Source organism: Massilia sp. GCM10023247 (assembly GCF_042653325.1).
Classification (GTDB): Bacteria; Pseudomonadota; Gammaproteobacteria; order Burkholderiales; family Burkholderiaceae_D; genus Telluria.
Genome location: NZ_JBHSIB010000005.1, coordinates 123,112 through 140,465, shown reverse-complemented (window position 1 = coordinate 140,465; position 17,354 = coordinate 123,112). Strand labels below are relative to the sequence as shown.

14 protein-coding genes and 1 tRNA gene are annotated in these 17,354 nt (G+C 65.1%); 7 read left to right on the top strand and 8 right to left on the bottom strand.

Annotated elements, in window-relative coordinates; genetic code table 11:
• Window positions 1–5: 5 nt before the first annotated feature.
• The 5 genes from ACFPAH_RS02065 to ACFPAH_RS02045 all read left to right on the top strand — a co-directional run bounded on the left by ACFPAH_RS02065 (window position 6) and on the right by ACFPAH_RS02045 (window position 4,847).
• The gene (locus ACFPAH_RS02065; protein ID WP_379739880.1) at window positions 6–842 is read left to right on the top strand and encodes a hydrolase 2, exosortase A system-associated; all 837 of its coding nucleotides are present in this window, start codon (window positions 6–8) and stop codon (window positions 840–842) included.
• A complete protein-coding gene (locus tag ACFPAH_RS02060) occupies window positions 835–1,704 on the top strand; it encodes a hydrolase 1, exosortase A system-associated (RefSeq protein WP_379739877.1) in 870 nt (289 codons plus the stop codon). Before ACFPAH_RS02065 ends, ACFPAH_RS02060 begins: the two co-directional genes overlap by 8 nt.
• A 227-nt stretch (window positions 1,705–1,931) precedes the next feature.
• Window positions 1,932–2,474, top strand: coding sequence for a PEP-CTERM sorting domain-containing protein (locus tag ACFPAH_RS02055; RefSeq protein WP_379739874.1), 543 nt, complete (start codon window positions 1,932–1,934; stop codon window positions 2,472–2,474).
• A 233-nt stretch (window positions 2,475–2,707) separates the two neighbouring features.
• Complete coding sequence (locus ACFPAH_RS02050; protein ID WP_379739871.1) at window positions 2,708–3,931, top strand: hypothetical protein; 1,224 nt, start codon at window positions 2,708–2,710, stop codon at window positions 3,929–3,931.
• Window positions 3,924–4,847: an AAC(3) family N-acetyltransferase gene (locus tag ACFPAH_RS02045; RefSeq protein ID WP_379739868.1), complete on the top strand. Its 924-nt coding sequence runs from the start codon at window positions 3,924–3,926 to the stop codon at window positions 4,845–4,847. Before ACFPAH_RS02050 ends, ACFPAH_RS02045 begins: the two co-directional genes overlap by 8 nt.
• Window positions 4,848–4,850: 3 nt before the next feature.
• On the opposite strand, the gene ACFPAH_RS02040 is transcribed toward ACFPAH_RS02045, so the two are convergent.
• From ACFPAH_RS02040 to ACFPAH_RS02015, 6 genes are all read right to left on the bottom strand, one after another.
• Window positions 4,851–6,272: a right-handed parallel beta-helix repeat-containing protein gene (locus tag ACFPAH_RS02040; protein ID WP_379739865.1), complete on the bottom strand. Its 1,422-nt coding sequence runs from the start codon at window positions 6,270–6,272 to the stop codon at window positions 4,851–4,853.
• Window positions 6,269–7,630, bottom strand: a complete 1,362-nt coding sequence (gene prsR / locus ACFPAH_RS02035; protein ID WP_379739862.1) for a PEP-CTERM-box response regulator transcription factor — start codon at window positions 7,628–7,630, stop codon at window positions 6,269–6,271. The genes ACFPAH_RS02040 and prsR overlap by 4 nt, the downstream gene beginning before the upstream one ends.
• A 13-nt stretch (window positions 7,631–7,643) precedes the next feature.
• Window positions 7,644–9,725 (bottom strand): XrtA/PEP-CTERM system histidine kinase PrsK, encoded by a 2,082-nt coding sequence (gene prsK / locus ACFPAH_RS02030; protein WP_379739859.1) that lies wholly within the window; start codon window positions 9,723–9,725, stop codon window positions 7,644–7,646.
• 73 nt (window positions 9,726–9,798) lie between these two features.
• The gene (locus tag ACFPAH_RS02025) at window positions 9,799–11,202 is read right to left on the bottom strand and encodes a TIGR03013 family XrtA/PEP-CTERM system glycosyltransferase (protein WP_379739856.1); all 1,404 of its coding nucleotides are present in this window, start codon (window positions 11,200–11,202) and stop codon (window positions 9,799–9,801) included.
• A 23-nt stretch (window positions 11,203–11,225) separates the two neighbouring features.
• A complete protein-coding gene (locus ACFPAH_RS02020) occupies window positions 11,226–12,308 on the bottom strand; it encodes an SDR family oxidoreductase (protein WP_379739853.1) in 1,083 nt (360 codons plus the stop codon).
• Window positions 12,309–12,492: 184 nt separating this feature from the next.
• A complete protein-coding gene (locus ACFPAH_RS02015) occupies window positions 12,493–13,785 on the bottom strand; it encodes a nucleotide sugar dehydrogenase (protein ID WP_379739850.1) in 1,293 nt (430 codons plus the stop codon).
• An 867-nt stretch (window positions 13,786–14,652) separates the two neighbouring features.
• Between ACFPAH_RS02015 and ACFPAH_RS02010 the strand changes: the two genes are divergently transcribed.
• Complete coding sequence (locus ACFPAH_RS02010) at window positions 14,653–15,723, top strand: FemAB family XrtA/PEP-CTERM system-associated protein (protein ID WP_379739847.1); 1,071 nt, start codon at window positions 14,653–14,655, stop codon at window positions 15,721–15,723.
• Window positions 15,724–15,830: 107 nt separating this feature from the next.
• On the opposite strand, the gene ACFPAH_RS02005 is transcribed toward ACFPAH_RS02010, so the two are convergent.
• Window positions 15,831–15,906: transfer RNA gene (locus ACFPAH_RS02005), tRNA-Arg, on the bottom strand.
• Between the two features lie 217 nt (window positions 15,907–16,123).
• Here ACFPAH_RS02005 and ACFPAH_RS02000 point away from each other — a divergent pair.
• Window positions 16,124–17,071 carry a c-type cytochrome gene (locus ACFPAH_RS02000; protein WP_379739844.1) on the top strand — a complete coding sequence of 316 codons (948 nt, stop codon included), beginning with the start codon at window positions 16,124–16,126 and terminating at the stop codon, window positions 17,069–17,071.
• Window positions 17,072–17,083: 12 nt separating this feature from the next.
• Here ACFPAH_RS02000 and ACFPAH_RS01995 read toward each other — a convergent pair whose 3' ends face one another.
• Window positions 17,084–17,338 (bottom strand): hypothetical protein, encoded by a 255-nt coding sequence (locus ACFPAH_RS01995; RefSeq protein ID WP_379739841.1) that lies wholly within the window; start codon window positions 17,336–17,338, stop codon window positions 17,084–17,086.
• Window positions 17,339–17,354 lie beyond the last annotated feature (16 nt).

Here is a 17,354-nt window from a genome sequence, read left to right as displayed (position 1 = left end):
GGGCAATGACCACCCCCGGCCACGCGCCCGCCGACGCCTTCTTCCTCGACACGCCCGACGGCCCGCGCTTCTGCCTGTACCACGCCCCGCAGGGCGCCTGCCGCGGCGCGCTGGTCTACGTGCATCCGTTCGCCGAGGAGATGAACCGTTCGCGCCGCATGGCTGCGCTCGGCGCGCGCGCGCTGGCCGCGCAAGGGGTGGGCGTGCTGCTGATCGACCTGCACGGCTGCGGCGACAGCGCCGACGACTTCGGCGACGCGACCTGGGACGGCTGGCTGCGCGACATCGCGCAGGCGCGCGCCTGGATCGAAGAACGCCTCGGCCGCAGCGCCGGCCTGTGGGGCCTGCGCCTGGGCGCGCTGCTGGCGGTGGCGCACGCCCAGCGCGCGCCGATTCCGCCGCAGCGACTGCTGCTGTGGCAGCCGGTCACCAACGGTTCCGGCTACCTGAACGGCTTCCTGCGCCTGCGCCTGGCGGGAGAATTACTGGCCGGCGGCAGCGACAGCGGCGGCACCGAGGCGCTGCGCGAAACCCTGGCCGGCGGCGAATCGCTCGAGATCGCCGGCTATACGCTCAACCCGCAGCTGGCGGCCGGCATCGACGCGGCCGACGCGCGCGCACTCGGCCCGCGCTGCGCCATCTCCTGGTTCGAAGTGACGGCCGCCGCCGGCCGCCCCCTGCCGCCGGCCGCCGTGCGCGTGGCCGACACCTGGCGCCTGCAAGGCAGCCAGGTCGACGTGCAGCAGGTGCAGGGCCCGCAATTCTGGACGGCGCCCGAAACCATCGACTGCCCCGCCCTGCTGGAGGCGACCCTGGCCAGCCTGGAGAATTCCGATGCCTGACGCCGTGCCTCGCGAGCGCGCCCTCGCCTTTCCCTGCCGCGGCGCCTGGCTGTACGGCATCCTGAGCCTGCCCGAGGCGGCGCCGGCGCCGGCGCGCGGCGTCTTGATCGTCGTCGGCGGCCCGCAATACCGCGCCGGCAGCCACCGCCAGTTCACCCTGCTCGCGCGCGACCTGGCCGCGGCCGGCATCCCGGCCATGCGCTTCGATTACCGCGGCATGGGCGACAGCGAAGGACCGTTGCAGGATTTCGAGAACGTCGACGCCGACCTGCGCGCCGCCGTCGACCGCTTTTTCCTGGAAGTGCCGGGCCTCGAAGAGGTGGTGCTGTGGGGCCTGTGCGACGGCGCCTCGGCCGCCAGCATGTATGCGCCGCAGGACCCGCGCGTCACCGGGCTGGTGCTATTGAATCCCTGGGTGCGGACCGAAGCGGGACAGGCGCGCGCCACCATCAAGCACTATTACCGCGACCGCCTGTTCGACGCGCGCCTGTGGAAGAAGATCGGCAGCGGCCAGTTCGACATCAAGGCGTCGGTGCGCTCGCTGTGCCAGGACCTGGGCAAGGCGTTCATGTCAAAACCGGCGCCCGCAGCCGCGGCCGGCGCGCCCGACGCGGCCCTGCCCGAGCGCATGCAGGGCGCGCTGACCCGCTTCGGCGGGCGCGTGCTGGTGGTGCTGAGCGGCGCCGACCTGACGGCCCAGGAGTTCGCCGACCTGTCGAGCCGTCCCGGCGCCTGGCAACGCCTGCTGTCGGCGCCGCGTTTTACGCGCCGCCAGATCGACAAGGCCGACCACACTTTCTCGCGCCGCCCCTGGCAGGACCAGGTTTCCAACTGGACGCGCGACTGGCTGCGCTCCTGGTAAGCCCTCCATTGCCGGACCCGTGCCGGCCCGGCAAAGACACGGCCATATCGGCGCGCGCCGCGCGCCAGCATTGCACTCAGGATTTAACAATGTACTGTCGGAAATTTTTACACCCGAGGTGGCAATCCGCCAGGAAGCGTATGATGCACATAGGATACTAACCTTGCTGGCACAGCAATTGCATATGAGTAGACAATAACTCAACAACAATTGCTGAAGGGATATCCATGAAACATTTCAAGAAACTGCTTGCCGCTTCGCTCCTGCTGGCCTGCTCGGGCTTTGCCCACGCGACGCTGATCGACACGGTCGAATTGCAGGGCCCGGTGACGGTCGATCGTACCCATCCGTTTACGTTCGAGCACGATTTCACCGACAACGCCTATACCCCCGGTTTCGATACCATTCAGTCGGCCTTCCTCTCGATTACCCTGAAAGACGTCGGCGGCAGCGGCCAGGGCGGCAGCGAAAGCTATTCGCTGACGATCGACAGCAGCGGTGTCGTGCTGCTCCAGGGGCAGGACCTGAACAACGGCGCGCGCAGCTTCGAGGCACTGGGCATCACCGGCGGCGCGTTGCACGCGCTCAACCTCACCGGGAAGCTGGCATTCACCCTGGCGGCGGGCTACGGCGACTACCAGTTCGTCAGGTCGACCCTGGAAGCGCAGTACACCCCTGGCGTCGCGCCGGTCGACGTCCCTGAACCGTTCTCGGTGGCGCTGGTCGGTATCGGCCTGGCAGCCATCGGCGTTGCGCGCCGCAAGGCCTGAAGCAGGGCCGGGGGCCCGGCAATCGGGCCTGCGCACGGCTGCACGGAACTGTTGCGTTAACGCCTCTCTCCTCAACGCTTTCCCTGCCAGCCGCAGCCGACAAATGCTGAAATGTCGCGTAAATGTAACTATCTATACCAGAAAAATATCTACAAATAAGAACTTCCCGTGGCAGAATACTTTCTTAAATGTCCACTCAACCGGGATCGCCTAACACCTCTGGAGAGATGCCAGTGTTCCGTCTAATCAAGTCGGTCAAAAACAAGTTGTTGCCCCGTTCTTCGCTAACGGCACTCGCCAGGCGTGAGTTGGAGGAGGACCTGCTCGGCCTCGCGGCGCATGATCCCGGTCCCGAAGCGGTGATCGCCAGCTGCACCAAATGGTTGTGCCTGGCACAAGACAAGTCGGCATCGAACGATGGCGGCGTGGCGCGCGACTTCTCCCTGCAGAACGGCTGGGCCACGTCGTATCCGGAGACGACCGGCTACATCATCCCGACCATGATCGCCATGGCCCATCGCAGCGGCGACGCCAGCCTGCACGAACGGGCACGCCGCATGCTGGACTGGTGCGTCGCCATTCAGTTCGCGGAAGGCGGCTTCCAAGGCGGCAAGATCGATGCGAAGCCGCGCGTCCCGGTGACCTTCAACACGGGTCAGATCCTGATCGGGCTGGCGGCCGGCGCCGCCGAATACGGCGACCCACGCTACCTGGACGCCATGCACCGCGCCGCGTCCTGGTTGCGCGACAGCCTGGATGACGATGGCTGCTGGCGCAAGTTCCCGACCCCCTTCGCCAAGCCGGGCGAGAAGGCATACGAAACCCACGTTGCATGGGGTTTGTTCGAAGCCGAGCGCGTTGCTCCCGGCCTTGGTTATGGGCCGGCAGGCCTGCGTCAAGTCGAGTGGGCGCTGAGCAAGCAGCAAGCAAACGGCTGGTTTGCGTCGAACTGCCTGACGGACGCGGACAATCCGCTGACCCACACGATCGGTTATGTGTTGCGTGGCGTGCTCGAGGGCTACCTCTTGTCCAGCCGTGCCGACCTGCTACAGGCAGCGATCCGTACTGCAAACGGCCTGATCGGCGCAATCGGACCGGCCGGCTACATGGCAGGGCGGCTCGACCGCGACTTCGGCCCGGCCGCAGAATATGCGTGCCTGACCGGTTCGGCGCAAATCGCGCATTGCTTCTTCCTGTTGTATCGCGTGACCGGTGAGGCCCGTTACTTCGCTGCCGGTCAGAAATTGACCTCGTTTGTGCGCCGCACCGTGCGCCTCGAGGGCGAGGACGGCCGGGTGGGCGGCATCAAAGGCTCGTTCCCGGTGAATGGGGCCTATGGCCAATGGGAATACCTGAACTGGGCTGCGAAGTTCTGTATCGACGTCAACGTGCTGGAAGCCGAACTGTCGCAAGCCGGCCAGGACGCCGACGCGCTAGAAAATAACGTCAATGTTTAGGCCGCTCAAGCATGCGATCAAGGCGGTGCTGGAAAGCGCGCGTCGCCGGCGCAACGAACAGCAGATCCGGCGCGCGGGCCGCCACGTCACGCGCGCGGAGCTGGCACGCGACCTGGCCGGGCTGGGCATCGAGCGCGGCGACACGGTGTTCGTTCACTCGTCGCTCAAGAGCCTCGGCTACGTCGATGGCGGTGCGGCGGCGGTGGTCGGCGCCTTGCAGGATGCGGTCGGGCCGGAAGGCACGTTACTGGTGCCGACCTATTACCTGCCGGCCGGTACCGTCAGGGCCACCTGCGAGATGGAAGGCTATACGTTCGACCTGAACCGCCACGGGACCAACATGGGCCGTCTGCCGGAAACCTTCCTGGCCCAGGCCGCGACCCATCGCAGCCTGCATCCGACCCATTCCGTGTCGGCCTGGGGCCGCCACGCGCAATACCTGACCGAGGCCCATCACCTGGCCCCCTCGATCTTCGGCCACGGTTCCCCCTGGCAGCGCTTCGTCGGCCTGGAACGGGCCAAGGTGCTGGGACTCGGTGTGTCGATGGGGCCGGTGACGTTTTATCACCTGCTCGAAGATGCGCTCGGCGATGCCTTCCCTGTCCCGATCTGGGACGAGCGTACCTACCGCCTGCCCTGCCTGGACCGGGAAGGCCGGCCCTGGGAGGTACCGGTTCGCCCATTCGCGCGCGGGGTGCCGGCGCGCCGCATCGACAACCCGGCATGTGCCGATTTGCGCGACTATTTTGAACGGGAATTCGACCGCGCAGGGCTGCGCGTGAGCGGCAAGGTCGGCGCTGCGCAGACCTGGTTCATTCCGGCCCAGGGCTTTTTCGACCACCTGCAGGTGCTCGCCGGCGCCGGCATCACCATCTATTCGACGCCCGAGCAACTGGCCGCCAGGCCGCTGTCATAAAGCTCACCGGCGCAGGCAGGCGGCAAAGTCGTCGAATGCGCCATACGCCGGCTTGCCGGCACGCCGCGCCCCGCACAGATCCACTTCGCCCGCACCGTGCCCGCCTGGCGTCGCGCGGCGCGGCGCTTGCGTGCGCCAGCGCAGGTCGAGCCGGGCCGGATCGACGAACTGCCGGCGCTGCGGATGGCTTCCGAGATACAGCCAGCCGATGGCCGTGCTCAGGTTCTCGCCCAGGCGCAGCACGCCGCCTTCGTCGTCACGGATCGGTCCGTCGATCAGGTTGCCGTCGAGCGTGGCGCCGCTTTCCGGAAAGCGCACCTGCACGCCTGCCGTGTCGAGCACGGTGTTGTGCAGCAACTGCGTGTTGGCCGCGCTGTTGAGGTAGATCCCCACCTCGGAGCAGCCTGCCACGAGGTTGGCGCGCATGATGCCGCCATCGTGCTCGGTGATGCAGCGCCCGTCGCGGCAATAGCGCTTGCCGGTGCCGCCGCCCCCGAAGGACAGCCCGATGCGCTGCCCGCGAGCGCCGGCCAGCGCCGCTTCGCACAGCACCACGTTGCGCTCGAAGACGGTGCGCTCGGCCCCGCCTTTGGCAAAGGCGCCATAGCTGATCCCGTCACCCCAGAGCTTGACGAAATCCTGGATCAGGTTGGCGCGAACGACCCAGTCGCTCGCTGCCACCAGGTCGATCGGCGTGACCGGATGCATGGTGCGCCGGGGCGCCGTGTTGGCCAGGGTGTTCGACTCGATCAGGCCGTGGTCGGGAAAGTCGCCGCGCGCCCCGTTGATCTTAAAATGGGCGTTGAAGTCGCGGATCGTGTTGTTGCGGGCGACGAAATGGTGGGCCTTGCCGACCACGTGGAAGGCGTGCTCGCAATGTCCCGGGATCTTGCAGGCGCCGCGGATCGTCAGGTTCTCGAAACGCCAGTACGGCGCCAGGACGCCAAATCCCTCGCCTGAACGGAACGCAATGTCGACCGTACCGGGGTTCGCCGCACGTACCACGATCGGCGCCTCGGCTGTGCCCGGGCGGGTGGCGTAGACCGTGCGCCGGATCTCGTACGCTCCCGGCAGGAAGGTGATGACGTCGCCCGGCTCGGCACGCGCAATCGCCTGCCGCGCTTCCTCGCTGGTGGCCACCAGCCGCTCCCTGCCCGCTGGGGCCGGCCCCCCTTCCGGCTGGGCGCCCAGCACCAGCGCCGGCGGCGCATAGGCAGCAACGGCGCCGCGGTCCAGCCGCAGCAGGGTAGCGGCGGCGAAGCGGCCGGCACCGACGATCACGTCGTTGTGGCCGCTGGTACGCTTGAGGAGATACGGCGCCAGCGCGCGTGGCGTGGCGCCCTGCGACTGCAGGTAATACAGGCCGCCGGCGGCGCCGGCCGCCGTCAGCAGCAGCGGCACGGCCAGCAGCGTGAGCAGCCTCACGCGGCGGTCTTGATGTTGTGACGGCTCATCAGGTCGTACATGGTGGGGCGGCTGATGCCGAGGATTTCGGAGGCCTTGACGATGTTGCCGTCGACCCGCGCGAGCGCCTTGATGATGGCCTTGTACTCGGCTTCGTCGCGCACCTGGCGCAGGTTGATCGGCTCTTCTTCCGCCCCTTCGCCCGGCAGGCCGAGGTCGTCGGCGACGATCGTATTGCCGTCAGCCATGATGACGGCGCGCTTGATGTAGTTCTCCATCTCGCGCACGTTGCCCGGCCAGTGATAGGCTTCGATCGCGGCAATCGCGTCCGGCGAAAAGTGCAGCGCCGGGCGCGATTCCTGGGCGCAGAACTTGTTCTTGAAGTGGTGCGCCAGCAGGGCCGCATCGCCTTCGCGCTCGCGCAGCGGCGGGATGGTGACCACGATTTCGGACAGGCGGTAATACAAGTCTTCGCGGAAGCGCCCTTGTGCGCACAATTCCTTGAGCTTCTGGTGGGTCGCGCAGACGATGCGCACGTCGACCGGGATCTCTTCGTGGCCGCCGATGCGCTCGATCACGCGCTCCTGCAGGAAGCGCAGCAGCTTCGCCTGCAGCGGCATCGGCAGGTCTCCCACTTCGTCGAGGAAGAAGGTGCCGCCGTGGGCCAGTTCCACCTTGCCCTTGGTCTGCTTGGCCGCCCCGGTGAACGCGCCCTTCTCGTAGCCGAACAGTTCGCTCTCGAGCAGGTTTTCGGGAATCGCGGCGCAGTTGATCGCCATGAAGCGTTCTTTCGCGCGCGGCGACAGGGCGTGCACGGCGCGCGCCAGCACCTCTTTACCGGTGCCCGACTCGCCGAGCAGCATCACGGACGCCGAGGTCGGCGCGACCTTCTCGACGTTGCGGCAGACTTTGAGCATCGACGGCGCGCGCGAGATCACGCCCGACATCGGCGAATCGGCTTGCTGCTGCTGCATGCGGCGGTTTTCCTGCTGCAGCTCGTGCAGGAAGAAGGCGCGCTGGATCACCAGGTTGAGCACCTCGGGGTCGCAGGGCTTTTGATGAAAATCGTAGGCGCCCAGGCCGATCGCCTTGACTGCGTTCGCATGGTCCTGGTTGCCGGTCAGGACGATCACGCGGGTGTCCGGCGCCAGCGCCAGGATCTGCTGCAAGGTCGCCAGTCCCTCGGTCGAGCCGTCCGGGTCGGGCGGCAGCCCGAGGTCCATGGTGACGACGGCCGGCTCGTGGCGGCGCACTTGCGCCAGCGCCGCTTCGCGGTCGCCGGCGACGACGACGTCATACGCGTCCAGGCTCCATTTGAGCTGCTTTTGCAGGCCCGGGTCGTCTTCGATGATCAGGAGTTTGGGTTTGTTCTGTGTCACGGTAATCCTCGGTTCAGGCCGCCCGCTCGGCGAGCAGCGCATCCTGTCGGTACAGCGGCAGGACGACTTTGAAGGTAGTGCCGGCGGACGGCTGGCTTGTCACTTCCAGGCGCCCGCCCAGCTCGTTGATGTATTCGCGGCTTTCGAACACGCCGATGCCCATGCCGGCCGACTTGGTCGACTCGAACGGCTTGAACAGGCGCTCGCGGATGAAGTCCTCGCTCATCCCTTCGCCGGTGTCGGCGATCTCGACCTGCACCGTCTCGCCGGCGCGCGCCAGGGCGATCGTGACGCTGCCGTTTTTCGGCGTGGCCTCGATCGCGTTCTGGATCAGGTGGCCGACGACGCGCTCGAGCCGCTCGCGGTCGGCCAGCACGCGCAGGCCGGTCTCGCGCACGTCAAGTGTCGGGCGCGGCTCGAAGGCCGCCTTCATCGCCACCGCCTGCCGCACCACCTGGTCCATGGCGAGCGGCACCGGCTTTTCCTCGACATCGATGCGCGACAGCTTTTGCAGCATCAGGCGCATCTTCTGCACCGACAGCGACACCGTTTCCAGCATGTCGGCCTGGAACTCGGGATTGTGCTTGTGCTTTTCGGCGTTGGTGCTCATCAGCGACAGTTGCGAGACCAGGTTTTTCAGGTCGTGCACGACAAAGGTCGACATGCGGTTGAACGACTCGAACTGGCGCGCCACCATCAGGCCGTCGGCCGCGTCCTGCTGCGCCAGGTAGCTGGCCGCCTGGCTGCCGGCGATTTCCAGCAGGTCCAGCACTTCCCAGTTCAGTTTCACCGGGCTGCGCGCCGTCTGCAGCACCACGAAACCGAACAGTTTCGTTCCCAGCATCAGCGGCACCACCAGCCAGCCGCGCGGCCAGGCGAGCAGCCATTCCGGCAGCACCAGGCCGTCGTACTTTTCCGGGTAGGCCGCATATTCGTCCAGGTCGATCACCCATTGGGTGGTCTCGAGGAAGCGCGCCAGCGGCGCGTCGCCCGGCTCGATGGCGTCGCTCATCGGCACCTGCCAGCGCGCGACCGGTGCGAAGGCCCCGGATTCGCGCCGTTGCCAGAGTGCCCCGCCCGGGCTCTCGACCAGGGCCGCCACCGCCTGCACGGTGCGCTCGCCCAGGTTCGGCCCCGCTTCCGACAGGGTGCGCGTAAAACGCATCCACTCTTCGCGGTAGTCGTAGCCGTAGCTGTAGAAATGCTTGCTGATAAACACCTTCAGCCAGGCGCGGAAGGTGCCCGAGAACAGGATCCCGGCCAGCAGCAGCAGCGCGCCGAACAGGAAGGTCACCTGCATCACCGTGCCCCAGCTGCCGCCGAAATAGCGCAGGTAGTAGCCGGCCGAGCCCATCGCCAGCAGGTAGGCGGCGGAGCCGAACAGCGCGGCCGAGTGGAACATCGCGCGGCGCGACACGGCCAGCGGCGAGCGCCAGGATTTCGCGCGCCCCATCGAGATCGCCAGCAGCGGCACCGTCAGCGCGTTGACCACGCCGCGCGCGATCCAGATGTCCTGGTCGACTTCGCGGAACAGCATGGCATGGCTGTACAAATAAAAATCGTAGGCGAACATGCCGCCGATGCCGAGGCAGGCGAACTTGATCGCCCAGCGTTCCTGGACCGACTTGTTACGGTAGGCCTGCTCGACCAGCAGCATGCCGCCGACGGCCTGGACCACGCGCGCCATCACCGGCAGCACGCTGTCGAGCAGGGCCAGGTCCCAGTAGCCGAGGATCGCCGCGCACAGCGTCAGGGCATAGCACACCGCCGCCGCGAACAGCGCCGGGCGCAGGCCGAGGGTGAAACGGCTGCCCGGTTTGCGCCAGTCGCCCAGCAGCACCACGAGGAACAGCGACCAGGCGGCATTCCTCGCCACCTCGAAGCCGTCCGAGAGGTCGGTCCACATCAGCAGGTCGGTCGCGGCCCAGGCCAGCGACGCGGCCCAGAAGCTCGAGATCAGGCAAGCCGCGACCAGCACCGGCCCGTAGGCACGCCCGCGCCAGCTCGTCAGGAGCGGCACGCACAGGCCCAGGAAGCCGATGGCGGCGAGGCCATAGCTGTAGGCGGCGATGCTGGTGAGGGAAACACTATCCATGGGCAGGAGCCGGGCCGCTCAGGCCCGGCACAATCGTTATCCGGGCGCTGCCCGGCATGCTCAGCGGCGTTCCTTAGCGCCCGCTGCGGAACAAGACCACTTTCAAGGTGTTAATGAGCACCAGGAAGTCGAGGAACAGGCTGTTGTTTTTTACGTAATACAGGTCGTACTGGAGCTTTTGCAGCGCGTCCTCGGCCGAGGAGCCGTAGCCGTAACGCACTTGTGCCCAGCCGGTGATGCCTGGCTTGATGCTGTGGCGGACATTGTAGTACGGAACGACTTCGATCAGTTGCTCGACAAAATAGGGACGCTCCGGGCGCGGGCCGACGAAGGACATCTCGCCCTTGAACACGTTCAGGATCTGCGGCAGCTCGTCGATACGGGTCTTGCGCATGAAGTTGCCCACGCGCGTGACGCGCGGGTCGTTCTGCGCGGCCCATTGCGGCTTGCCGCTTTTTTCGGCATCGGCGCGCATGCTGCGGAATTTATGGACAAAGAAGCTCTTGCCGTCGCGGCCAACGCGTTCCTGCGAATAGAAGATCGGGCCGCGGTCCTCGAACCAGACCGCCAGCGCGGCGACCAGCATCAGCGGGAAGGTCAGCGCCAGGATCGCGGTGCTGCACACCAGGTCGAAGGCGCGCTTCATGAACATGCGCACGAAACTCTGGTCGAAGCCGCCGCCGAACACGAGCCAGCTCGGCTGGATCGAATCGACCCGGATCTGGCAGGTTTCGCGCTCGAAAAAGGTGGCGGCGTCGGTCACTTTCAGGCCTTGCAGCTTGCAGTCGAGCAGTTCCTTGATCGGGAAGCCGCCGCGCCGGTTCTGCACCGACACCACGATCTCCGACACGTTGTACTGGCGCGCCAGCTTGACGAGCGAATCGCCGTCGCGCATCTTGAGCAGTTCGTTCGGCGCGACGCACATTTCCTCGCCCGCGGCCGGGATGAAGCCGGCGATGCTGTAGCGGTGGTAGCGGTTGGCGCGCTGGGCCAGGTCGGCGCATTCCTTGGCCAGCGGACCGCCGCCGAGGAACATGATGCGCGACTGCAGGAAGCGCGCTTCCGAGGTCTTGAAGAAGATCATGCGCGCGGTGAAGATGCCGATCGCCGACAGCGCGAACACCAGCACCAGGATGCCGCGCCCGAACGACAGTTCCGGCGCGATGTAGAACACCAGCGTCAGGATCAGGAAGCCCATCGCGAACGAGGGCATCAGCTTCATCAGGAACGGGTGGCGCAGGCCTTCCTCGAAGTCGAGCTGGTACATGCCCATGGCGCTCATGCTGAACACGATCGCCAGCGCGAACGCGACGGCCGAGGTAAAGAAATGGTCGAGCGAGGGCACGCTCAGCGTGGGATCGAGATCCATGAAGCGCAGCGCGGCGCCGGCATAGGCCGCGCCGAGCAGCACCAGCACTTCCACGATCAACAGCATGGAAACGATCTTCGACACGTAGTGGTTAGAAATCCTGAACACGTCAGCCTCCTGATTCTTCTTGCTTACTCGGATACCGCGGGCGCGGCGGCCCCGTGCGCCGGCGTCCCGGACGAGTCCTGCCCCAGCAGGTCGCGGACATACCAATCCATGGCCTGTGCCAGCCCCTCGCCGATGCGGTGGGTCGGCGCGTAGCCCAGCAGCGTGGCGGCCTTCGTGATGTCGGCCTGCGAATGGCGCACGTCGCCGCGGCGGAAATCGACGTATTGCGGCTGGTGCGCGTCCACATGCGGGAAGCGCGCGCGCAGCAGGTCGCGCATCATCGCGTACAGCTGGTTCAGGCTGGTGCGCTCGTTGAGCGCCACGTTATAGACCTGGTTGGCTGCCTCGGACGGCGCCACCGCGGCCAGCAGGTTCGCCTGCACCACGTTGGCGATGTAGCAGAAATCGCGGCTGGTCTCGCCGTCGCCGTTGATGCGCAGCGGCTGGTTGTGGATCAGCGCGGCCACCCATTGCGGGATCACGGCGGCATAGGCGCCGTGCGGGTCCTGGCGCGGGCCGAACACGTTGAAGTAGCGCAGGCCGATCGATTCCATGCCGTAGGTACGGCCGAACACGTTCGCATACAGCTCGTTGACGTACTTCGTCACCGCGTAGGGCGACAGCGGGTTGCCAATGACGTCTTCCACTTTCGGGAGCGCCGGGTGGTCGCCATAGGTCGAACTGGACGCGGCGTAGACGAAGCGGCGCACTTTGGCGTCGCGCGCGGCGACGAGCATGTTGAGGAAACCGGTGACGTTGGTCTCGTTAGTCAGTTGCGGGTTGTCGATCGAACGCGACACCGAGCCGAGCGCGGCCTGGTGCAACACGAAGTCGACCCCGGCACAGGCGCGGGCGCAATCTGCGGGGTTGCGGATATCGCCTTCGATGAAATTAAATTTCATCCAAGCCTCTTCCGTGACAGATTCTTTCACCTGCTCCAGGTTGCGCCGTTGTCCCGTTGCAAAGTTGTCGAGCCCGGTGACACGCTGGCCGAGCGCCAGCAATGTCTCGACCAGGTTCGAGCCGATGAAGCCGGCCGCGCCGGTGACCAGCCAATGGTGACTGTGCTCGCCCAGCTGCTGCCTAACGTCTTGAATCTTATTCACAATTTTCCGAACATTTATTGATAACGAAGGTAGCTCTCTCAGGGCCGGACGCTGCCGGACCGAGTCGATCTTGCCGCAACCGGCGCTACCGGAAGGGGGATCGGCCACGTCCGGCATTGCCGGACGAAGGGTGAATCCCACGCCGGGCCGCGTGCGGCCCGGCGTGTCATTGCGCATGCTGGTGTTACAGGCGCCAGACGCAGTAGCCGGCCTCGCGGATGGCTTTCTCGTCGAATTGCGATTTGACGTCGATGAAGCAGCCGCCGTCGTTGAGCTTGGACTGGAAGTCGGCCAGCGACATGGCCAGCACTTCCTTGTGCGGCACGGCAGCGATCAGGGCGTCGGCCTTCGGCAGGCTGTCCCAGCTCTTTTCCAGGCGGATGCCGTATTCGTGCTGGGATTCGTCGGCGTCGGCCAGCGGGTCCCAGACGTGCACGTCCACGCCATAGCTCTGCAGCTCATGGACGATGTCGGCCACTTTCGAATTGCGCAGGTCCGGGCAGTTTTCTTTAAAGGTCAGGCCGATCACGTTGACCTTGGCGCCCTTGACCTGGAAGCCCGAGGAAATCATCGACTTCACGGTCTTTTCGGCAACGAACTTGGCCATGCCGTCGTTGATGCGGCGGCCCGCCAGGATCACCTGCGGGTGGTAGCCGACCATCTCGGCCTTGTGGGTCAGGTAGTAGGGATCGACGCCGATGCAGTGGCCGCCGACCAGGCCCGGGCGGAACGGCAAGAAGTTCCACTTGGTACCGGCCGCCTTCAGCACTTCCAGCGTGTCGATGCCGATCTTGTCGAAAATGATCGCCAGTTCGTTCATCAGCGCGATGTTCAGGTCGCGCTGGGTGTTTTCGATGACCTTGGCCGCTTCCGCCACCTTGATGCTCGAGGCGCGGTGGACGCCGGCGGTGATCACCGTCTCGTACAGCTGGGCGACGCGCTCCAGGGTCTCGGCGTCGTCGCCGGAGACCACTTTCAGGATCGTCGTCAGGGTGTGTTCCTTGTCGCCCGGATTGATGCGCTCCGGCGAGAAGCCGACGTGGAAGCCTTCCTTCCACTTGGTGCCCGAATGCTTTTCCAGCAGCGGGATGCAGACTTCCTCGGTCGCGCCCGGGTAGACGGTCGATTCGAAAATGACGATCGCGCCCTGCTTGAGGTTCTTGCCGACCGTGGTGCTGGCGCCGATCAGCGGGGTGAAGTCCGGGTTGTGGGCGATGTCGACCGGGGTCGGCACGGCGACCACGACGTAGTCGGCCTGGGCCAGCATGGTGGCGTCGGTCGTGACTTCGAGTTGACGCGCAGCCTGCAGCTGTTCGGTCGACACTTCGCCGGTCGGGTCAATGAAATTTTTGTAGTTCTCGATTTTCGACGCCGACAGGTCGAAACCGATCGTACGTACTTTTTTGCCGAATTCTACTGCGAGCGGTAACCCGACATACCCCAGTCCTACTACCGCGACGACCTGATCTGCTTTCATTATCAGCTTCCGTTATCGAATAAAGTTTGCTATTGCGCCAACTAGTGTGGCAAGGAATTTTTTTGGTGCCCCGGTCACGCTGGCACGCTGTTGTCCAGGCCCCGTGAACCGCGCACGCGCGGCCCGTCCGGCCTCGATGTGTACCTGTGCGCCCCCCAACCGGAAGGGCCCGACGCACAGCGGATATTGAAATATTAGCATTTTCCAACAAACAAGTTGCGATTTGAAAATGAATCGTGCGCGCCGGATTTATATAGGCAATGTATTAACTTTTCACGCAAACGGCTGGAAACCGGCAGCGTCGCTCCTGGCATTCCGTAGCAGAACACAAGCCGCTGCAGGACGCGTATGGCCAGGGCGAAGCGGCCGGTGGCGAGCTCGGTAGGGAGAACGACAGGGGAAACATGCGCGGGGATCACCCTGACACTCATCAGAAAGCGCAACCTGGCGATGCGTTGTCGCACTGGGTCTTCCAATGACATGTCGAGATCCCTCCGATAACACAGCGAGCAGCCGCGACTGTGAAAAGGAAGGAAAGTATAACCGATGCCCTATTCAGCTTGCATTTTAGACAGCAAAAATCGTGGAAGCTGTTGTTTTTATTGTTAATACTGTTGAGAGCGGACGACGGCTGGCGTGGCCGCGAGGCACCCGACGCAGCCCGCATGCGCTGCCGCAGGCAAGGCGCGGCCGCCTGCCCTGCCGGGTCGTGCACAGCATCTTCAACCAGGCAATCCAGGCACGCATTGCACAGTGTGTCCTGCACACAATTGACGGGAATGCATCGAATAAAGGATCCATCGCTTACAATCTTGCGCGACCAATCGTGCATTGGTGCGAAGCCGACGTCTAACGCAGGAGCTGTGCTTGAACAACCTCGAAATTGCTTATTTTGACAACGACGCGTCCGCTAACGACGTCTTTGACGCCTTCGTGCGCAGCCGCCCGGACGGCAACGCCTACCAGTTGGCAGGGTGGCGCCGCAGCGTGGCGAGCGCCTACGGCTACACGGGGCAGGTACTGGTGGCGCGCCAAGGCGAGGAGGTGCTCGGCATTTTGCCTTTGTGCAAAGTCACGCGCCCGATGGGCCGCCCACGCTGGGTGTCCTTGCCGTTCTGCGACCTGGGTGGCCCGCTTGCCGTTTCGAATGAGGTGGCGGACGCGCTGCTGGCGCGCGCACGGCGCGATGCCGGCCCTGCCGGCGTCAATCGGCTGGAATTGCGCTGTTCCGCCCCTGCGGGCGAAGACGAAGCGGCGCTGGCGGGACGCAAGGTGCGCATGGTGCTGGACCTGCCCGACAGCGCGGCGGCCCTGATGCAGTCGTATCCACCGAAACTGCGCAGCCAGGTGCGCAAGGCAGAAAAAAACGGTTTGACGTCGGAGCGCACGACCAGCGCCGCAGGCCTGGGCGAGTTCTACGACGTCTACAGCAGGAACATGCGCCGGCTCGGCAGCCCTCCGCACAGCCTGGCCTGGTTCGAGGCCATCCACCGCCACTACAGCGCAGGGGGCGACATGTTCATCGTCATCGTGCGTCACGAGGGCAAGGCGGTCGGCGCGGGCTGGGTGCTGCTGTGCGGCGACAGTGCCGTCATTCCCTGGGCCTCGACGCTGGCGGACTACAATTCATTGGCGCCGAATATGCTGCTGTACTGGGCGATCCAGTCGCGTCTGTGCGAAAGCGGCGTGCGCCAGTTCGATTTCGGCCGCTCGACGTTTGGCGAGGGAACCTATAAGTTCAAAAAACAATGGGGCGCGCTGCCGGTGGCGCTCGACTGGCGCGATTGGGACGTCCAGGGCGCCGCCCCCATTCTGGCGCCGGCGACGAACGGCAGCGCATCCAGGCTGCGCCCGCTGATCGAGAGCGCCTGGCAGCGCCTGCCGCTGGCGGTGACCAATAGCCTGGGTCCTAAACTGAGGCGTTACATTACCCTGTAAAAATCGCGTGGCACGATACGCCATGCGCGACCTCGCCCCTGCACGCCGCGCAGCGGGCAATACCGATAGGTCGGGAATCGTAACGAGGAACGAAGGGTGTCGTCGGGTGGTGCGGCTGGCTGGGATCGAACCAGCGACCCTTGGCTTCGGAGGCCAATACTCTATCCACTGAGCTACAGCCGCACGGGGAACTGCGAGGAGCCCAAGCATAAACGCCTGAGCGATGCGAAGGATACCGTCTTTCGCGCCCGGCGTCCATGGAAAGCTCGTACTCCTTCAGAATGCATGTGCCATAAGGAATCTTTTGAGACTATAATCGCCGACTGGCGCCCTTTGCAAAAAGTCATGCAGGAAGTACAAACGCCGGGTAGCAGGTTTTTTTAATCGTATTAAGGAAATCATGAGCGACGCACACAATGAACAATCGTTTATCCGGACGCCCAAGCAACTGATTGGTGTAGTCGCAGGATTCTTCCTGGTAATCGTTATCGGCATCATCCTGCTGGTGGTCTTCGTCACCAGCGACAAGGTCGAAGGCGCCGGCACCAACAGCATGGCGCCGGATGCGGTCGCGGCGCGCCTGCGCCCGGTGGCCGAGGAAGGTTTTACCTTGCATGACGCGAATGCGCCGAAGGTCCTGCAAGCGGGCGGTGCCGTCTACACGGCCGTCTGCGCCGCCTGCCACGGCACCGGCGCTGCCGGCGCGCCGAAGACCGGCGTCGCCGCCGACTGGGGCCCGCGCCTGGCGCAAGGCTACGACACCCTGATCAAGCACGCGATCGAAGGCATTCGCGCCATGCCGGCCAAGGGCGGCAACCCGGACCTGGACAATCTCGAAGTCGAACGCGCCGTGGTCTACATGGCCAACCAGAGCGGCGCCTCGTTCAAGGAACCGGCTGCGCCTGCAGCCGCCCCGGCTGCAGCGGCTGCCGGTACCGAGGTAGCGGCCGCTCCGGCTGCCGCGAATGCGGCGACGGCCTCCCCGGTCGCCGGCACCCCGGCCAGCGCCGCCCCGAGTGCGCCGGCCAGCGCGGCCACGCCAGCGGCTGCACCGGCACCTGCGCCGGCAGCGGCCGCCGCACCGGCGCTCGCGAGTGCGGACGCCGGCAAGGCGCTCTACAACAGCGCCTGCATCGCCTGCCACGGCGCCGGCATCGCCGGTGCCCCGAAAATGGGCGACAAGGCCAACTGGGCGCCGCGCATCAAGCAAGGCACTGCGGTCCTGTACGAACACGCCATCAAAGGCTTCCAGGGCAAAGCCGGCATGATGCCGCCAAAAGGCGGCTCGAGCGCACCGGATGCCGACGTCAAGGCCGCAGTCGACTTCATGGTCGCCGCCGCGCGTTGATCGCGATCATCTTCATGGCTGCAAAACCGCCCTCCGGGGCGGTTTTTTTATTTCTCGTCCAGGAGCAAACGGAAAATAAATAAAAGACAACTCCCTTTCATAGCGAATAATATTCGTAAAAAACTCGACAATATTACGTTGTATTTGGACGAAATCTTGAACAGCGGTCTTGATTTTCCTGTTCCATAATCTTGCTTTGGCGTAACCTTCAGAAATTCCTTGGGGCAATAATTTATTCCCCACAGTAACTTCCCTGAAGACTGCCATGAACCTCCCACTCCAG